The 14966-nt window shown below is 33.5% G+C and carries 11 protein-coding genes and 2 tRNA genes; 10 read left to right on the forward strand and 3 right to left on the reverse strand.

Annotation, left to right across the window (positions count from 1 at the left end; all coding sequences use genetic code 11):
- Positions 1-187: 187 nt before the first annotated feature.
- Together ACXGQW_RS11035 and murA are read left to right on the forward strand one after the other, a co-directional pair.
- Positions 188-856 (forward strand): DUF4290 domain-containing protein, encoded by a 669-nt coding sequence (locus tag ACXGQW_RS11035; protein WP_457822858.1) that lies wholly within the window; start codon positions 188-190, stop codon positions 854-856.
- A gap of 9 nt (positions 857-865) precedes the next feature.
- Positions 866-2173, forward strand: a complete 1308-nt coding sequence (murA, locus tag ACXGQW_RS11040; protein WP_457822860.1) for a UDP-N-acetylglucosamine 1-carboxyvinyltransferase — start codon at positions 866-868, stop codon at positions 2171-2173.
- Between the two features lie 146 nt (positions 2174-2319).
- On the opposite strand, the gene aroC is transcribed toward murA, so the two are convergent.
- Positions 2320-3384 (reverse strand): chorismate synthase, encoded by a 1065-nt coding sequence (aroC, locus tag ACXGQW_RS11045; protein ID WP_457822862.1) that lies wholly within the window; start codon positions 3382-3384, stop codon positions 2320-2322.
- Positions 3385-3503: 119 nt separating this feature from the next.
- Entirely contained in the window at positions 3504-4253 is a 750-nt protein-coding gene (locus ACXGQW_RS11050) for a sulfite exporter TauE/SafE family protein (RefSeq protein ID WP_457822864.1), read from the reverse strand.
- 180 nt (positions 4254-4433) lie between these two features.
- Between ACXGQW_RS11050 and ACXGQW_RS11055 the strand changes: the two genes are divergently transcribed.
- The 4 genes from ACXGQW_RS11055 (at position 4434) to ACXGQW_RS11070 (ending at position 7477) form a co-directional block, all read left to right on the forward strand.
- Positions 4434-4518, forward strand: a tRNA-Ser gene (locus ACXGQW_RS11055).
- Between the two features lie 365 nt (positions 4519-4883).
- Complete coding sequence (locus tag ACXGQW_RS11060) at positions 4884-5336, forward strand: ferritin-like domain-containing protein (RefSeq protein WP_457822866.1); 453 nt, start codon at positions 4884-4886, stop codon at positions 5334-5336.
- Between the two features lie 90 nt (positions 5337-5426).
- On the forward strand, positions 5427-7247 hold the full coding sequence (locus tag ACXGQW_RS11065) for an alpha-amylase family glycosyl hydrolase (protein ID WP_457822868.1): 1821 nt from the start codon (positions 5427-5429) through the stop codon (positions 7245-7247).
- A gap of 145 nt (positions 7248-7392) precedes the next feature.
- Positions 7393-7477 (forward strand) — tRNA-Ser (locus ACXGQW_RS11070).
- A gap of 118 nt (positions 7478-7595) precedes the next feature.
- Here ACXGQW_RS11070 and ACXGQW_RS11075 read toward each other — a convergent pair.
- Positions 7596-10421: a M16 family metallopeptidase gene (locus ACXGQW_RS11075; RefSeq protein WP_457822870.1), complete on the reverse strand. Its 2826-nt coding sequence runs from the start codon at positions 10419-10421 to the stop codon at positions 7596-7598.
- 210 nt (positions 10422-10631) lie between these two features.
- On the opposite strand from ACXGQW_RS11075, the gene ACXGQW_RS11080 reads away from it, so the two are divergent.
- The 4 genes from ACXGQW_RS11080 (at position 10632) to ACXGQW_RS11095 (ending at position 14945) form a co-directional block, all read left to right on the forward strand.
- A complete protein-coding gene (locus tag ACXGQW_RS11080) occupies positions 10632-11720 on the forward strand; it encodes a DM13 domain-containing protein (protein WP_457822872.1) in 1089 nt (362 codons plus the stop codon).
- Positions 11721-11735: 15 nt separating this feature from the next.
- On the forward strand, positions 11736-12611 hold the full coding sequence (locus tag ACXGQW_RS11085; RefSeq protein WP_457822874.1) for a hypothetical protein: 876 nt from the start codon (positions 11736-11738) through the stop codon (positions 12609-12611).
- Between the two features lie 110 nt (positions 12612-12721).
- Positions 12722-13852: a tRNA guanosine(34) transglycosylase Tgt gene (tgt, locus tag ACXGQW_RS11090; RefSeq protein ID WP_457822876.1), complete on the forward strand. Its 1131-nt coding sequence runs from the start codon at positions 12722-12724 to the stop codon at positions 13850-13852.
- 1 nt (position 13853) lies between these two features.
- The gene (locus ACXGQW_RS11095) at positions 13854-14945 is read left to right on the forward strand and encodes an LptF/LptG family permease (protein ID WP_457822878.1); all 1092 of its coding nucleotides are present in this window, start codon (positions 13854-13856) and stop codon (positions 14943-14945) included.
- Positions 14946-14966: the final 21 nt, after the last annotated feature.

Consider the following 14966-nt stretch of genomic DNA (forward strand, 5'->3'; position numbering starts at 1 on the left):
GAAATATCGCTGGAAAAGAACTTTTAAAATGTAAACGCAAAAAAATGTTTGCGTTATTGATAAATAAAAACAATAATACTTTACTTTTTAATTAAATAATTGTTTATTGTGGCACCATACGTTATTTAACTGCATGACACTTTATGTATAGATTAAATAACTTAATACTTATTAAATAAAACACTATATGGGTTTTGATTTAGAATACAATTCTGAAAGAAGCACTTTAATTATTCCTGAATACGGAAGACACGTACAAAAGTTAGTAAACCACTGCGTTTTACTAGAAGACGATAACGAACGAGAAAAAATGGCTCATGCTATTATTGATGTGATGGGGAATTTACAACCTCATTTAAGAGATGTGCCAGATTTTAAGCACAAGCTTTGGGATCAACTATTTATCATGTCTAAGTTTCAGTTAAAGGTAGAATCTCCTTACGAGATTATTACAAGAGAAGAGGTTAATGCCAAACCAGAGCGATTAAACTACCCAAAATCTGCCTCAAAATACAAATTCTATGGGAACAATATTCAAACAATGATTGATGTTGCCCTGAGTTGGGAGGACGGAGAGTTAAAGGAGGCTTTGATTTTGAATATTGCCAATCACATGAAAAAGTGTTATTTAAATTGGAATAAAGACACGGTTGAAGATGGAGTAATATTTAATCATTTGGCAGAACTATCAAAAAAAGAGATAGATTTAAGAGGTTCTGAAATAGAATTGGCTCAAACTTCTACTTTATTACGTAAAAGTAATTCTGGTAGAATGAACAACCAACAGCATAAGAGTAATAACAATAACCGTAATAACGGCAGAAAACATAGTAACAACCATAAACACCGTAAATAGTTTTACCATATGGCTACATTTAAAGTAGAAGGAGGACACCAGTTAAAAGGTGAAATTACTCCACAAGGGGCAAAAAACGAAGTACTACAAATTTTGTGTGCTGTGTTGCTAACTCCAGAAAAAGTAACAATAGAGAACATTCCTAATATTATTGATGTTAATAAACTGATAGATATATTGGGAGATTTAGGAGTAAAGGTAAATCAGCTAAATGAACATACTTACGAGTTTCAGGCAGATGAGGTTGACGTAAATTACCTAAGTTCTGATGCTTTTAAAGAAGATGGAAAAAAACTAAGAGGTTCTATTATGTTGGTGGGGCCTATGTTGGCTCGCTTCGGAAAAGGGTACATCCCTAAACCAGGAGGAGACAAAATAGGAAGAAGAAGGTTAGATACTCATTTTGAAGGTTTGATTAACCTTGGAGCTGAGTTTAGATATAATAAAGAAGAGCATTTTTACGGTGTAGAGTCTCCTAGGTTACAAGGAGCAGATATGTTATTGGATGAGGCTTCTGTAACAGGGACTGCCAATATTGTAATGGCTGCTGTGTTGGCAAAAGGTACTACTACTATATACAATGCAGCTTGCGAACCTTACTTACAGCAATTATGTAATATGCTCAATAGAATGGGAGCAAAAATTACAGGAGTAGGTTCTAATCTGCTAACTATTGAAGGGGTTGATGAATTAGGAGGAACAACTCACAGAGTTTTACCTGATATGATTGAAATAGGATCTTGGATTGGGATGGCTGCGATGACTAAATCTGAGCTGACCATAAAAAATGTTTCGTGGAAAGATTTAGGACAAATTCCGAGAGTATTCAAAAAATTAGGAATTAAACTAGAGAAAAAAGGAGATGATATTTACATTCCTCAGCAAGATTCTTATGAAATAGAAAATTACATTGATGGTTCTATGCTAACTGTTTCCGATGCTCCTTGGCCAGGATTTACTCCTGATTTATTAAGTATTGTTCTGGTAGTAGCAACACAAGCGAAAGGAACTGTTTTGGTACATCAAAAAATGTTTGAGAGTAGGTTGTTTTTTGTAGACAAATTGATAGATATGGGAGCTAAAGTAATTTTATGTGATCCCCACAGAGCTACTGTTGTAGGGATGAATCATAAATCTACCTTAAAAGCGACTACGATGGTTTCTCCTGATATTAGAGCAGGAATATCGTTACTAATTGCAGCGCTATCTGCCAAGGGAACTAGCACCATACACAATGTAGAACAAATAGATAGAGGTTATCAAAATATTGTGGAAAGATTGCAGGCTATTGGAGCAAAGATTGAAAGGATAGATTAGGTTGAGTTTTGGTGTAAGCTAAAGGATAGAACCAAGCAAAACATTTTTTTAGTCACTCAAAGTGTACTCGAAAATAATTAGTGATATAAAAAAACACCAACTTTGAGTTGGTGTTTTTTTGTGAATTTTATTCTTTAGGTAAGAAATTAATAAATTTTTCTAGCTTTATCTAACATTATATTGTCTACTATAACCATAGCAGCCAAAGCCTCTACAATAGGAATGGCTCTAGGCACCACACAAGGGTCATGACGACCTTTTCCCATCATCGTAACAACGTTACCATCTTTGTCTATGGTTTCTTGTTCTTGTATTACAGTAGCAACAGGTTTAAAAGCAACTTTAAAGTAAATATCCATTCCGTTGCTAATTCCTCCTTGTATTCCACCTGAGTAATTTGTTTTGGTAGAACCATCACTATTAAAAATATCGTTATGTTCACTTCCAGTCATTGCAGCCCCATCAAAACCACTACCAAACTCAAAACCTTTTACAGCATTGATAGATAACATGGCTTTACCCAATTGAGCGTGTAACTTATCAAAAATAGGTTCTCCTAAACCTACAGGTACGTTTTGAATTACACAAGTAATTACACCACCAACGGTATCTCCCTGCTTTTTTATTTCTCCAATGTAATCAATCATTTCATGTGCCTTTTTCTCATCAGGACAACGCACAATGTTGCTTTCAATTTTAGAAAAATCTAATTCTTGATATGGAGTTTCCATACTTATACTTCCTACTGCGGATGTAAAAGCGTTGATTTTAATTTCAGGAATGGCCTGTTTGGCTACGGCTCCTCCCACAACCCAGTTGGCTGTTTCTCTAGCGGAGGTTCTTCCTCCTCCTTTGTAATCTCTATGACCATACTTTTGGCTGTAAGTATAATCTGCATGAGAAGGTCTGTACTGATCCTTTATATGTGAGTAATCTTTAGATTTTTGATTGGTATTGACAATTCTAAATCCAATAGAAGCTCCTGTAGTTTTTCCTTCAAAAATACCTGCCATAAATTCAACAGTGTCAGGTTCTTTACGTTGTGTAACAATTTTTGATTGTCCTGGTTTTCTTCTATCTAGTTCTTGTTGAATTGCTTCAAAGTCTAATTCAATTCCAGCTGGGCAACCATCAATAACACCTCCAATTGCAGGTCCATGAGATTCACCAAAAGTGGTGATGGTAAATAGCTTTCCGAATTTATTTGCCATATAAAAATAATTTTTGTGCGAATTTACGTAAAAATACAGGATTGTACTTTGAAACTCCAAATATAAATAAAAAGGCTTTTATTTATATTTTGTTTAAGTATTTAAGTGAGCATCAAATTTTAAAAGAACCAAAGTTTTACAGCCATACCTAGCACGATAACTAACAAGGCTACTCTAATAAAATGGTCTCCTTTTTTTACGGAATATCTGCTCGCAAACCAGGCACCTAAAGAGGTTCCCAATGCCAAAGAAAGACCGAACCTCCAATCTACTTTATGGTTTACAATAAAAACACTCAGCGCAATTGTGGTGTAAATAAATGCCACGGTTACTTTGGTAGCATTGGATTTAACTAACGAGAATTTATTAATTATGGGTAGAATCAAAAGCATAACAAAGCCTATTCCTGCGTTTAGAAATCCACCATACAAACCCACAAAGAAAAAAGCAATAATGGAGGTATATAAATGTTTTCCTGTAGTCCTTTCTGTAATATTATCTAATGATGAGTTTTTCTTTTTAAATACAATGAGTAGCACAACTACAATCATCACCACAGAAAGAATTTTTTTGAACAAAGCCCCTTCTATATGAATAGCATATTGTGCACCTATGAAAGAACCTATAGAGGCAGATATTCCCACATAAATGCTAAAAGGAAAAGTAGTAATTCCTTTGCTCCTAAAGCCAGCTACTGATGATGCGGTTTGAAAAAAAATAGCAACCCTATTGGTTCCATTAGCAACAGCCTCAGGTAGTCCTAAAAATATGAGTAGAGGTAGCGTAATTAACGAACCTCCACCCGCAAGTGTATTAATAATTCCTGCAAAAAAACCTACAACAGCTAAAAGAACCAAATCTAGACTCATGTGATATAACTTTAGGAACAAAGTTAATGGATTGAGCACTTTAAAAATAAAAATGAGGTGGTTAATCTTTTGCAAAATAATGATTTAGCTTTTAGAGTAAAAAAAGTTAGAAAAGCTTGTTGTGAGATTAAATATACTTCCTATATTTGCACACGCAAACGAGTAATCGTTAGACGCTCAGGAGAAATGGCAGAGTGGTCGAATGCGGCGGTCTTGAAAACCGTTGTCTGTAACAGGACCGGGGGTTCGAATCCCTCTTTCTCCGCACATAAATGGCATAATTGCCAGCAAAGAAATTCCAAAACACCCAATTCGATAATTGAATTGGGTGTTTTCTTTTTTGGATCAACGCTACTTGCTTTCAGATTTTTCTTATCACTTTTATTCCCTCCTTGTTTATACAATTTCAACTAATATCAGGTAAAATAAATTCAATTTAAGTGTTGATATTAAACAATTTAACTATAGAGCGTTTAAACAAAGTTTCATATAATTTTACAGAGTAGAAATCTGGTTTACTAAAATTGTAAACAATTCTTGTCTTTCAATTAATGGTTTAACAGGAAGATTTAAGTTACATCTCAGATATCACACAAAATCCAAATCAAAAAAATATCAAATATTACTATTATGGCAAATACTTACACAGACAAAATTGGTGACAAACTAAATCAACTGTTAGAAAAAACTTATGATGCAGAAAAAGGGTTTGAGCAGGCTGCAGAGAATACCGAAAGTGCTTTGTTAAAGGATTATTTTACAAGAAAAGCAGAGGAGAGATACAACTTTGGACATGATTTAAAATCTGAATTATCCTCATACAATCAAAATATTGATAAAGGCGGAAGCGTAACAGGTACACTTCACAGAACCTGGATAGACATCAAGTCTTTATTATCCATGGATACAGAAGAATCTATACTAGAGGAAGCTATTAGAGGTGAAAAAGCAAGTTTAGAAGATTATAAAGAGATATTGAATGATACACATTTGCCTGCCAATACTCTAAAATTATTAGAATCACAGAAAAGCAAAATTGAGTTTGGTCTTAACAAAATTAAAACCTTAGAAGATTTAGCATAAACAGGCCTAATTTTTATTTGGCAAACTTTAGAATCGGAGAGATAATTCATCAACTTATATTGGTGGCATAAATAACATATATCAAAAAAAATGGAAGAATCAGAAACAATAGTGCAGAGTTTGGATATCGGTATGGGATCCATCATAAAATCAGATAAATCGGGAGTAACCTTTAGAGTATGGGCTCCCCACGCAGCTAAGATATCGGTGGTTGGAGATTTTAACGATTGGGACGAAAGCAAGGATGTTTTAGCTCACGAAGAAAATGGTTATTGGGCTTGTTTTGTAGCAGAAGCAAAAGAACGTCAAGAGTATAAATTCGCGATCACCCATAACGAAGAAACATTTTTTAGAAATGATCCTTACGCAAAAGAGGTAACGAACAGTAATGGAAATTCTATTATTTGTAGTTTAGATTTTGACTGGAAATGTACAGATTTTAAAATGCCAGATTGGAACGAATTAGTAGTTTACGAATTGCATATAGGTACGTTCTACAGAGGTGAGGATAAAGATTCTGTGGGAACCTTTTACGATGCCATTAAACGATTACCTTATTTAAAAGCTTTAGGAATTAACTGTATAGAAATATTACCTATTGCTGAATTTGCAGGAGACATTTCTTGGGGTTACAATCCCTCTTCTCCTTTTGCGGTTGAAACTGATTATGGAGGAGCTAAAGGTTTTGCAAAGTTTGTAGATGAGGCACACTTGTTAGGAATTGCAGTAATAAATGATGTGGTTTACAATCATTTTGGACCTTCAGATTTAGATTTATGGCGATTTGATGGATGGGGCGAAAACGACAAAGGAGGTATTTATTTTTATAATGACCATAGGTCCGATACTCCATGGGGAGACACAAGACCAGATTACGGGAGACCAGAAGTTAGACAATATATTAGAGATAATGCCATTATGTGGTTAGAAGACTATAAGTGTGATGGTTTGCGTTGGGATGCTACTTCTTATATAAGGGATAAAGACGGAGGAATAGGATACACCAAAGAGGAAATTTATGAGGGAACTTTGTTAATGCAAAATATCAATACTGAAATTCACGATAAATATCCGGGGCGAATACTAATAGCTGAAGATTTAAAAGGAGATCATAATGTTACTTCAAAGTACGGAGACAAAGCTCTGCATTTTGACACTCAATGGGATGGAGATTTTGTTCATCCTATAAAAAGAGTTTTAACAGCTGTTGATGATAACGGTAGAAATCTAGATGACATCTGTAAGGCATTATTCAATAATTACAATGATGATGCTTTTCAGCGAACTGTATTTACAGAGTCCCATGATGAGGTAGCCAATGGAAAGTCTAGAATTCCTGAAGAAATACAACCTGGAGAGGCGGACAGTGAGTTCGCTAAAAAACGATCTATTTTAGGAGGAGTGTTAACTTTAACAGCACCTGGGATTCCAATGATTTTTCAGGGACAAGAGTTTTTAGAAGATGAATACTTTGTTGATACAGAAGAGTTAGATTGGTCTCGTTTTTCAGAATTTAAGGGAATTACAAAGTTATATAGAGATTTAATCAAACTAAGAAGCACTCCAGAGGAGCTAGGTTCTTACGGATTAACAGGTCATTTAATAGACGTTGTTCATTTTAATAACGAAACCAAAGTATTAGCTTATACAAGAACTCACCAAGATCATTTAGATAAACCTGTATTGGTTATTTTAAATTTCTCATCAGTAACGTATCATGATTATAAAGTAGGAAGTTTTAAACCAGACGATTTAAAAACTGTTTTTAACAGTACATGGGAAGGGTATGATAATGAGGATTTTGAAACGGTAGCTACAGGATTAACTATTTACCAAAATGAAGCTTATGACGGTTGTGAGCATACCCTTAGTTTTTCAATTGATGGCTATGGAGCTTTAATTGTTTTGTAACATACTATCGATGCTATTAAAAAACAGACACAATAGTTGTCATCTGTGAGATGAGCATATCTACTAAAAAAATAAAAGAGATAGTTGTGAAATACAACAAACTTGTTATATTTGCACTCGCAAACGAGAAATCGTAGAACGCTCAGGAGAAATGGCAGAGTGGTCGAATGCGGCGGTCTTGAAAACCGTTGTCTGTAACAGGACCGGGGGTTCGAATCCCTCTTTCTCCGCAAAACCATCAAGTTTACTTGATGGTTTTTTTATTGTCAAGTATTTCGATTTTCTTTCACACAAAAAAAGCTTTAAGAAAATTTCTCAAAGCTTTTTCTGTCTTTAAACACAACTATTTTATTCAGGTTTTAAGGTAGCTATTACTCTGTTTTTTTCAAGGTATTTATTAGCTATTTTTTTAATATCATCAGAAGTTAATTTTTTAATTTTCTGATTTTTAGTTAAATAATCGTGAATAGGATTTCCATAGAAATCACTGTTTTTCATCACGTTTAACCAATAGTTGTTTTTCTTTTGTGACTCTTTAAATTCTAAAAGTTGAGTTTCTTTAATTTTATTCAAGTCCTTTTCAGAGATTCCGTATTTCTTTATTTTATCTAGTTCCGCTAACGCTTTAGAAGTCAATTTCTCAACATTTTCTGGCCCGCAAGGGAAAGAGATAGAAAAACGATATTCTTTTTTTGGGAGTTTAGAAATATTACCTCTAGCACTTACTCCGTAAACACCACTTTCTTCTTCCCTTAATTGTTCAACTAGTTTAATGGTTAAAACTTCTCCTAAGCTTCGTAAAAAGTAAGAATCATCTTGAGAGTAGTTATCAGCAGCTCCACTAAAAATAATTCTCACCAAACTTTTTGGTTCAGTTCCTTTTTTTACTTCTAAGTTTTTAATTCCTCCAACATCAGGAAAAGAAACATCTTTATAAGTTTCAGTAGAAGGTTGACTGGAAAGACCTGCTAAATATTTTTCACAATAACTTTTTAACGTTTCTTCATCAAAATTACCAATAAAGTAAAAGTGAAAATCGTTACTATTAGAAAAACGTTCTTGATATTTACGGTAGGCCAATTCAAAATCGGTATTTTTTATAACTGTGTCACTAGGATAACCTACATATCTTGGATTGTTTTGATTTAGAAATTTACCAAGTTCAATAGAAAAGTAAGTATTAGGGTTGGAAATAGCATTTTTATAGTATGCTTGCATTTTTTGAGTATAAGACTTGTATGCACTAGGTTTGTAGTTAAGTTGATTAACATACAAATAGGTTAATTGAAATAACGTTTCTAAGTCCTTAGGAGATGCATAACCTTTTAAACCTTCACTCAATTCACTGATGTAAGGAGAAACTTTTACACTTTTACCAGATAATATTTTCTTCAAATCGTTCTTATCATAACCATTAATACCAGCTTCTGTTAGAGCATTATTTGCAATAGCTGTTCTTTTGTACTCTTCATCGGAGTATAAAGAAGTACCACCGTAACTATATGCAGAAAATAATATTTGATTGTTTTTGAAGTTTGTTTTTTTGTAGGTTACAGTTGCTCCGGAGCTCAAGGTAAGCTGCGTAATGTTATGTAGGCTGTCAGTTTCAGATTTTACGATAACTCCTTTGTTAGGAGTTATATCTTTCATTAATCCTTCATCCATCAGTGCTTCTCGATAAGGTTCTATGTCTAGGTTTTTTGCATTGTCAAGAATGGCCAAAACATCATCTTCTTTAATTTTTGTAAGGTCACTTTTATCGGGTCCTGTGAATATAACTACCCTATTATTCTGATGAATATATTGAGCAATTTGAGAATTGCAGTTAACAAGGGTAATCTCGTCAATTAGTTTTTTAACGGCAAAGAATTCCCATTCGATACTTGGTACAGGTTCGTTGGATAAAAAGTTTCTAATATATTCTGAAGCATAATTTTTAGAAGATGTTTTATTTCTTTCCTGATAAGCCTTTTCAATAGAATTTAAAATAGATTTTTTAGCTCTATTTAACTCACTTTCTAAAAATCCGTAGCGTAAGACTCTTTCATTTTCAATAACAATATTTTCAAAAGCTTTTAACTGACCCGTTTCAGATGTAAGCGCATAGCACTGAAAAGCTTTTTTAGATTTATCCCATAAACTACTGTACCAAGAACCTGCATATATAAAAGGAGGATTTTCTGCATTGCGTAATTCGTCTAATCTATTATTTAACATTGTGTTAAACAATTTTGTAATAATTTCATCTTTGTAATCACCTACAGTATTAGTAACGGTAGTCTTAAGTTCATCTTTATAATAAAGTTGAACAGTAGATTTGGTAGCTTCTTTATCTGTATGAATAGATACAAATGTTTCTTGATGATTTGGGCTCGAATAAATTTTACGTTCTTTTGGAGATTTTTCTTTGTTGTATTTACAAAAATGCTCTTTGATTTTTTTCTCCAAAATTTTGGGATCAATATCTCCTACAGCAATTACAGACATTAAATCTGGTCTATACCAATCGTTGTAAAAATTTCTCAATTCATCGTGCGTAAAATTCTCTAAAACTTCTTTAGTACCTATAGGCAATCTTTCTGCATATCTAGATTGGTATAAAAGCTTTGGTAAATATTTGTTACGCATTCTTTTTTCAGCCCCAAGACCTAAACGGTATTCTTCTAAGACCACACCTCTTTCTTTCTCAATTTCCTCATCAGTAAGCGAGGCATTAAAAGCCCAATCTTCTAATATCTGGAAACCCTGTTCCAATTTTTCTTCGTTATCTGAGGGGATAGGTAAAATGTATACCGTTTCATCAAAACTTGTATATGCATTTAAGTGAGCTCCAAATTTAACCCCAATACTTTGTAGGTAGTCTACCAATTCATTTTTATTAAAGTTTTTAGAACCATTAAAGTTCATATGTTCCATAAAGTGTGCAAGACCTAACTGTTGATTGTTTTCTAAAATAGACCCCGCTTTTACCACCAATCTAAGCTCTAATTTTTCTTCGGGCTTCGTGTTTTTTCTTATGTAATAAGTCAATCCATTGGGCAGTACCCCTTTTACAACCTCTTTATCTTGCGGTATTTCTGAATTTAGATGACCAACGACAGGCGAATCTGTTGTGATAGATGTACACGATATTGCTGCTAGAGCTACTAGAAAACTCAAAAATATTTTTTGCATGGGATTTTTTTTGATAAAAATATCAATTATCTCCTAACAACGCTATAAATTGTCAAAAGATGAGGTATGTTAAAATAAATTTGAAAAGTTTTGTGTAAGGAACAGAATTAATCATAGACAAAAAAAATATCTCAAAACTTAAAAACAAAAATATTGAAAAGTTCTTTTTGGATTTATAAAAAACAAAATATTCTAAACTAATTGAAAATTATGAAAAAAATAAAAAATATAATTATCATGGTTTCAGCCTTGAGTCTTTTTTCGTGTGTCGAGGATGAAATCGTTTTTAAAGATAAAGAAGATATCATAAGCTTTGATAGAGCGTTACGTTCTGTAGCTCAAGATGAAACCCCACAAATCAAAGTTAACATAATCAAGAGAGTTGATGGTTCTGATAATTCAGATGCCTATAATGTGGTTTTTGAAAGTTCGGATACGTCTGTGTTTACAATTGATGAGGATGGAGTTTTAACACCAGAAGTTAATTCTTTAGGAAAAACTGCAAGTGTAAGAGTTACAGCTACGCTGAAGAATCAAGTAGATGGTGGTGGCAATGTAATTGTACCTAATAGTCCAGATGAAATTGAAGTAGGAAAAGTAACGTTATCCGAGAACGAAACTCTAAACTTAACAGAACAAGAAATAATAGATAAAGTTACGAATGGTTATGAACCAAGAGGTGTGATTAATAATAGAATAACTTCTATTGATATCGAGACAAAAGACATAGTCCTGACAGCGACCTTCTTTGATAATAAAAATAGAGATTTACAAAATCCTGTTTTAACTTGGGAAACCAGTAATTCAAATATCATAGAAATAGACAACGCGGGTAAATTAACTCCAATCACAAGAGGAAATGCAGTTATAAACGTGTCAACAGTAATAGATGGAAACAATGTTGTTGCAGAAACTCTGGAAATTACAGTGGCTGATGATACTGTAATAGAAGAGCAACCTGAGCCTATTGATAATGAAACAATTTTAGGTAGCGGAGAATTAATGTCTAATAGCTTCTACGATGTAAAGGGTAGATTTAGGATTGTAGAAAAAGACGGAATTACATCAATCATTTTAAGCGACGATTTTGCCACAGATTTTTTACCAGATTTGGTTATTTATTTAAGTAATAATACTAATAGTAATACAGGTGCTCAAATTATATCAGATGAAATTAGAGCAAGTGGTGGACAAACATTCGTTGTACCTAATGGAGTGGATGTAGGCAGATACAGCAACGTATTGTTGTATTGTAGGAGATTTAGTCAAAGAGTAGGTTTTGGTGTAATTAATAGATAAAAAAGAAACAAACAGATGAAAAAATATAATAGAACAATCGGAGTATTAGCGTTTCTTTTTTCAGCAGTAACTTTTGCTGGTGGTGGATGGCCAAAACAGAAAGGAAGCACGTATGTAAAAGTTTCTGGGTGGTGGATAGAATCAAAGAACTTTTTCAACGGTAATGGAAATGAAAGCAAATCCGAAGTTGATACTGGGCTGTTTAATGTTAATATATATGCTGAATACGGAATTACGGATAAATTGACAGCGATTGCTTACATTCCTTTCTTTTCAAGATCGTATCAAAATGGTGAAATAGATCAAGATGGTATCAGAAGTCCTGAAAGACCTGGTGGAGATTTGAACAGTTTTGGAGATTCTGAAATTGGTTTAAAATATGGCTTATATAAGAATAGTAAAATTGCTTTAGCAGGGAGTATTATTTTGGGATTACCTTTGGGTAATGACGGGTCTGATGAAACCTTACCTTTGGCTACTGGAGATGGAGAATTCAACCAAATAGCAAGAGTAGATCTAGGTATTTCCATTTACAATTCAGAATCGGCAAGTTTGTACGGTAATATCTACACAGGTTATAACAACAGAACCGAAGGGTTTTCGGATGAATTTAGAGGAGGGGTAGAGTTAGGATTGGGATTACTAAAGAATAAATTGTTTTTAGTGGGTAAATTAGACACAATTCAATCATTTGAAAATGGAGCTGAAACAGGTCAAGGAAGTGCCTCGAGCATTTTTGCAAACAATACTGAAGTAGTTAATATTACAACAGAAGTAGCCTACTACTTAACATCTAAAATTGGAGTTTCAGGATCTTTTTCTAATCCTGTTTCAGGAAAAAATGTATTTGCAGACCCTGCTTATAATTTGGGTGTATTCTTAGACTTATAGCATATTATTTAAATAAATAATTAAAAGGCTTTACAAGATAATTCTTGTAAAGCCTTTTAATTTGCCTTTAAGTTTACGGTTGTTTGTTTCAAAGTGTTATTTTTGTCGCTATGAAATTTAAGATAGAAGCACAAGACCCTCAAAGTAAAGCAAGAGCAGCAAAGGTGACCACAGATCATGGAGTAATTGAGACACCTATTTTTATGCCTGTGGGTACTATGGGAACTGTAAAAGGAGTTCATCAAAGAGAGCTTAAAGAGGATATCAATCCAGATATTATTCTAGGAAACACATACCACTTATATTTAAGACCTAAAACAGAGGTTTTAGAAGCAGCAGGAGGTTTACACAAATTCATGAATTGGGACAGACCAATCTTAACAGATTCAGGGGGTTATCAAGTGTATTCTTTATCGGGTAGAAGAAAAATTAAAGAAGAAGGAGTAAAATTTAAGAGTCACATTGATGGGTCTTATCATTTTTTCTCGCCAGAGAACGTAATGGAAATTCAGCGTAAGATAGGAGCAGATATCATTATGGCTTTTGATGAGTGTACACCTTATCCTTGTGATTACAATTATGCCAAAAGATCGATGCATATGACTCACCGATGGTTAAATAGATGTATCAATCATTTGGAAAAAACTCCCTACCACTATGACTACGCTCAAACATTTTTTCCGATAGTGCAAGGAAGTACTTATACAGACTTAAGAAAACAATCCGCAGAATATATAGCTAATGCAGGTGCAGAAGGAAATGCCATTGGAGGTTTGTCTGTAGGAGAACCGGCAGAGGAAATGTATGCTATGACAGATGTTGTGTGTAGTATTTTACCAGAAGACAAACCAAGATATTTAATGGGAGTAGGAACTCCAATTAATATTTTAGAAAATATTGCTTTAGGTGTAGATATGTTTGATTGTGTAATGCCTACCAGAAATGCACGTAACGGAATGTTATTTACTTCCCAAGGCTCTATCAATATTAAAAATAAAAAATGGGAAAAGGATTTTTCCCCAATTGATCCTGCTGCCATTACGTGGGTAGATACAGAGTACTCAAAAGCATATTTACGTCATTTATTTATTTCAAATGAATTTTTAGGCAAGCAAATTGCTACGATTCATAACTTAGGGTTTTATCTTTGGTTGGTAAGAGAAGCAAGAAAACATATTATTTCGGGAGATTTCAGAGCTTGGAAAGATAAAATGGTAAAACAAATGGATAATAGATTGTAATTTGAGAATCTTAGATAAATATATTTTACTACGTTATTTAAAATCGGTGTTCTTTACGCTGTTTATTTTAATACCCATTGCTGTAGTAATTGATGTGTCAGAAAAAGTAGATAAGTTTCTTCGTCATGACGAGCTTACTGTACTGGAAATTCTGAGAGATTATTATCTAAACTTCGTTATATATTACGCAAATACATTTTTGCCTCTGGCAACGTTCATCGCTTGTATTATGATGACGTCTAAACTGGCAAATAACACGGAAGTGATTGCTATTAGTAGTGCAAATATCTCTTTTACTAGATTTTTACGACCTTACTTTATTGGGGCAACCATACTAGCATTGATTGCCTTAGGAACAAATCATTTTGTAGTACCTAAAGGAAATAAAATCAGACATCATTTCGAAAAAATGTACATCAACAAAAAAGTTGGGGGTAGAGGAAATGTAGAAAATTACAGCCTTCAATTAAACGATAGTGCCAAGGTTTACATCAAAAGTTTTAACATCACAGGAAACAGGGGGTTTAACTTTTCTTATTCAGAGTTTAAAGACACAAAAATTAAGTACAAACTTGTATCCAACAACATCATTTGGGATGAGGAAAAAAAGTTATTCAAACTCCCTCAATATACAGAAAGATATGTTTTAGGAAGTAGAGATTCTTTGGTTAGTGGTAAGGACAAAGAAATGGCTTTAGACTTTAGTCCAGAAGATTTGAAAACTTCAGATTCGAGATCTATGAATTTAACGTCTGATGAGTTGATTACTTACATCAGCAAATCTAAAAGAAGGGGAATCAAAAATCTAAATGCTTATCAAGTAGAACTTCATCAAAGAACAAGCTTACCCTTATCTTCATATATTTTAACGTTGATTGCTGTCGCTCTGGCATCAAGAAAAAAAAGAGGAGGTGTGGGGATTAATTTAGCCATAGGAATAGGTTTAATGTTTATTTACGTATTTTTTATGAAAGTAGCCAAAGTACTTGGATCTGCTCCAAATTCTAATGCCTTGTTTATGGCTTGGTTACCAAATATAATCTTTTCCATCATTGCTATTTACTTGTATCGCAAAGAAAAAAAACAAGGGTAAAACGGTACCCATAAAAAAATA

The sequence above is a fragment of the Wenyingzhuangia sp. IMCC45533 genome (genome assembly GCF_054111225.1).

Bases quoted from the DNA above. Each gene is read 5' to 3' on its own strand.
- ACXGQW_RS11035 (WP_457822858.1), top strand. From the start codon at position 188: ATGGGTTTTGATTTAGAATACAATTCTGAAAGAAGCACTTTAATTATT.
- murA (WP_457822860.1), top strand. From the start codon at position 866: ATGGCTACATTTAAAGTAGAAGGAGGACACCAGTTAAAAGGTGAAATT.
- aroC (WP_457822862.1), bottom strand. From the start codon at position 3,384: ATGGCAAATAAATTCGGAAAGCTATTTACCATCACCACTTTTGGTGAA.
- ACXGQW_RS11050 (WP_457822864.1), bottom strand. From the start codon at position 4,253: ATGAGTCTAGATTTGGTTCTTTTAGCTGTTGTAGGTTTTTTTGCAGGA.
- ACXGQW_RS11060 (WP_457822866.1), top strand. From the start codon at position 4,884: ATGGCAAATACTTACACAGACAAAATTGGTGACAAACTAAATCAACTG.
- ACXGQW_RS11065 (WP_457822868.1), top strand. From the start codon at position 5,427: ATGGAAGAATCAGAAACAATAGTGCAGAGTTTGGATATCGGTATGGGA.
- ACXGQW_RS11075 (WP_457822870.1), bottom strand. From the start codon at position 10,421: ATGCAAAAAATATTTTTGAGTTTTCTAGTAGCTCTAGCAGCAATATCG.
- ACXGQW_RS11080 (WP_457822872.1), top strand. From the start codon at position 10,632: ATGAAAAAAATAAAAAATATAATTATCATGGTTTCAGCCTTGAGTCTT.
- ACXGQW_RS11085 (WP_457822874.1), top strand. From the start codon at position 11,736: ATGAAAAAATATAATAGAACAATCGGAGTATTAGCGTTTCTTTTTTCA.
- tgt (WP_457822876.1), top strand. From the start codon at position 12,722: ATGAAATTTAAGATAGAAGCACAAGACCCTCAAAGTAAAGCAAGAGCA.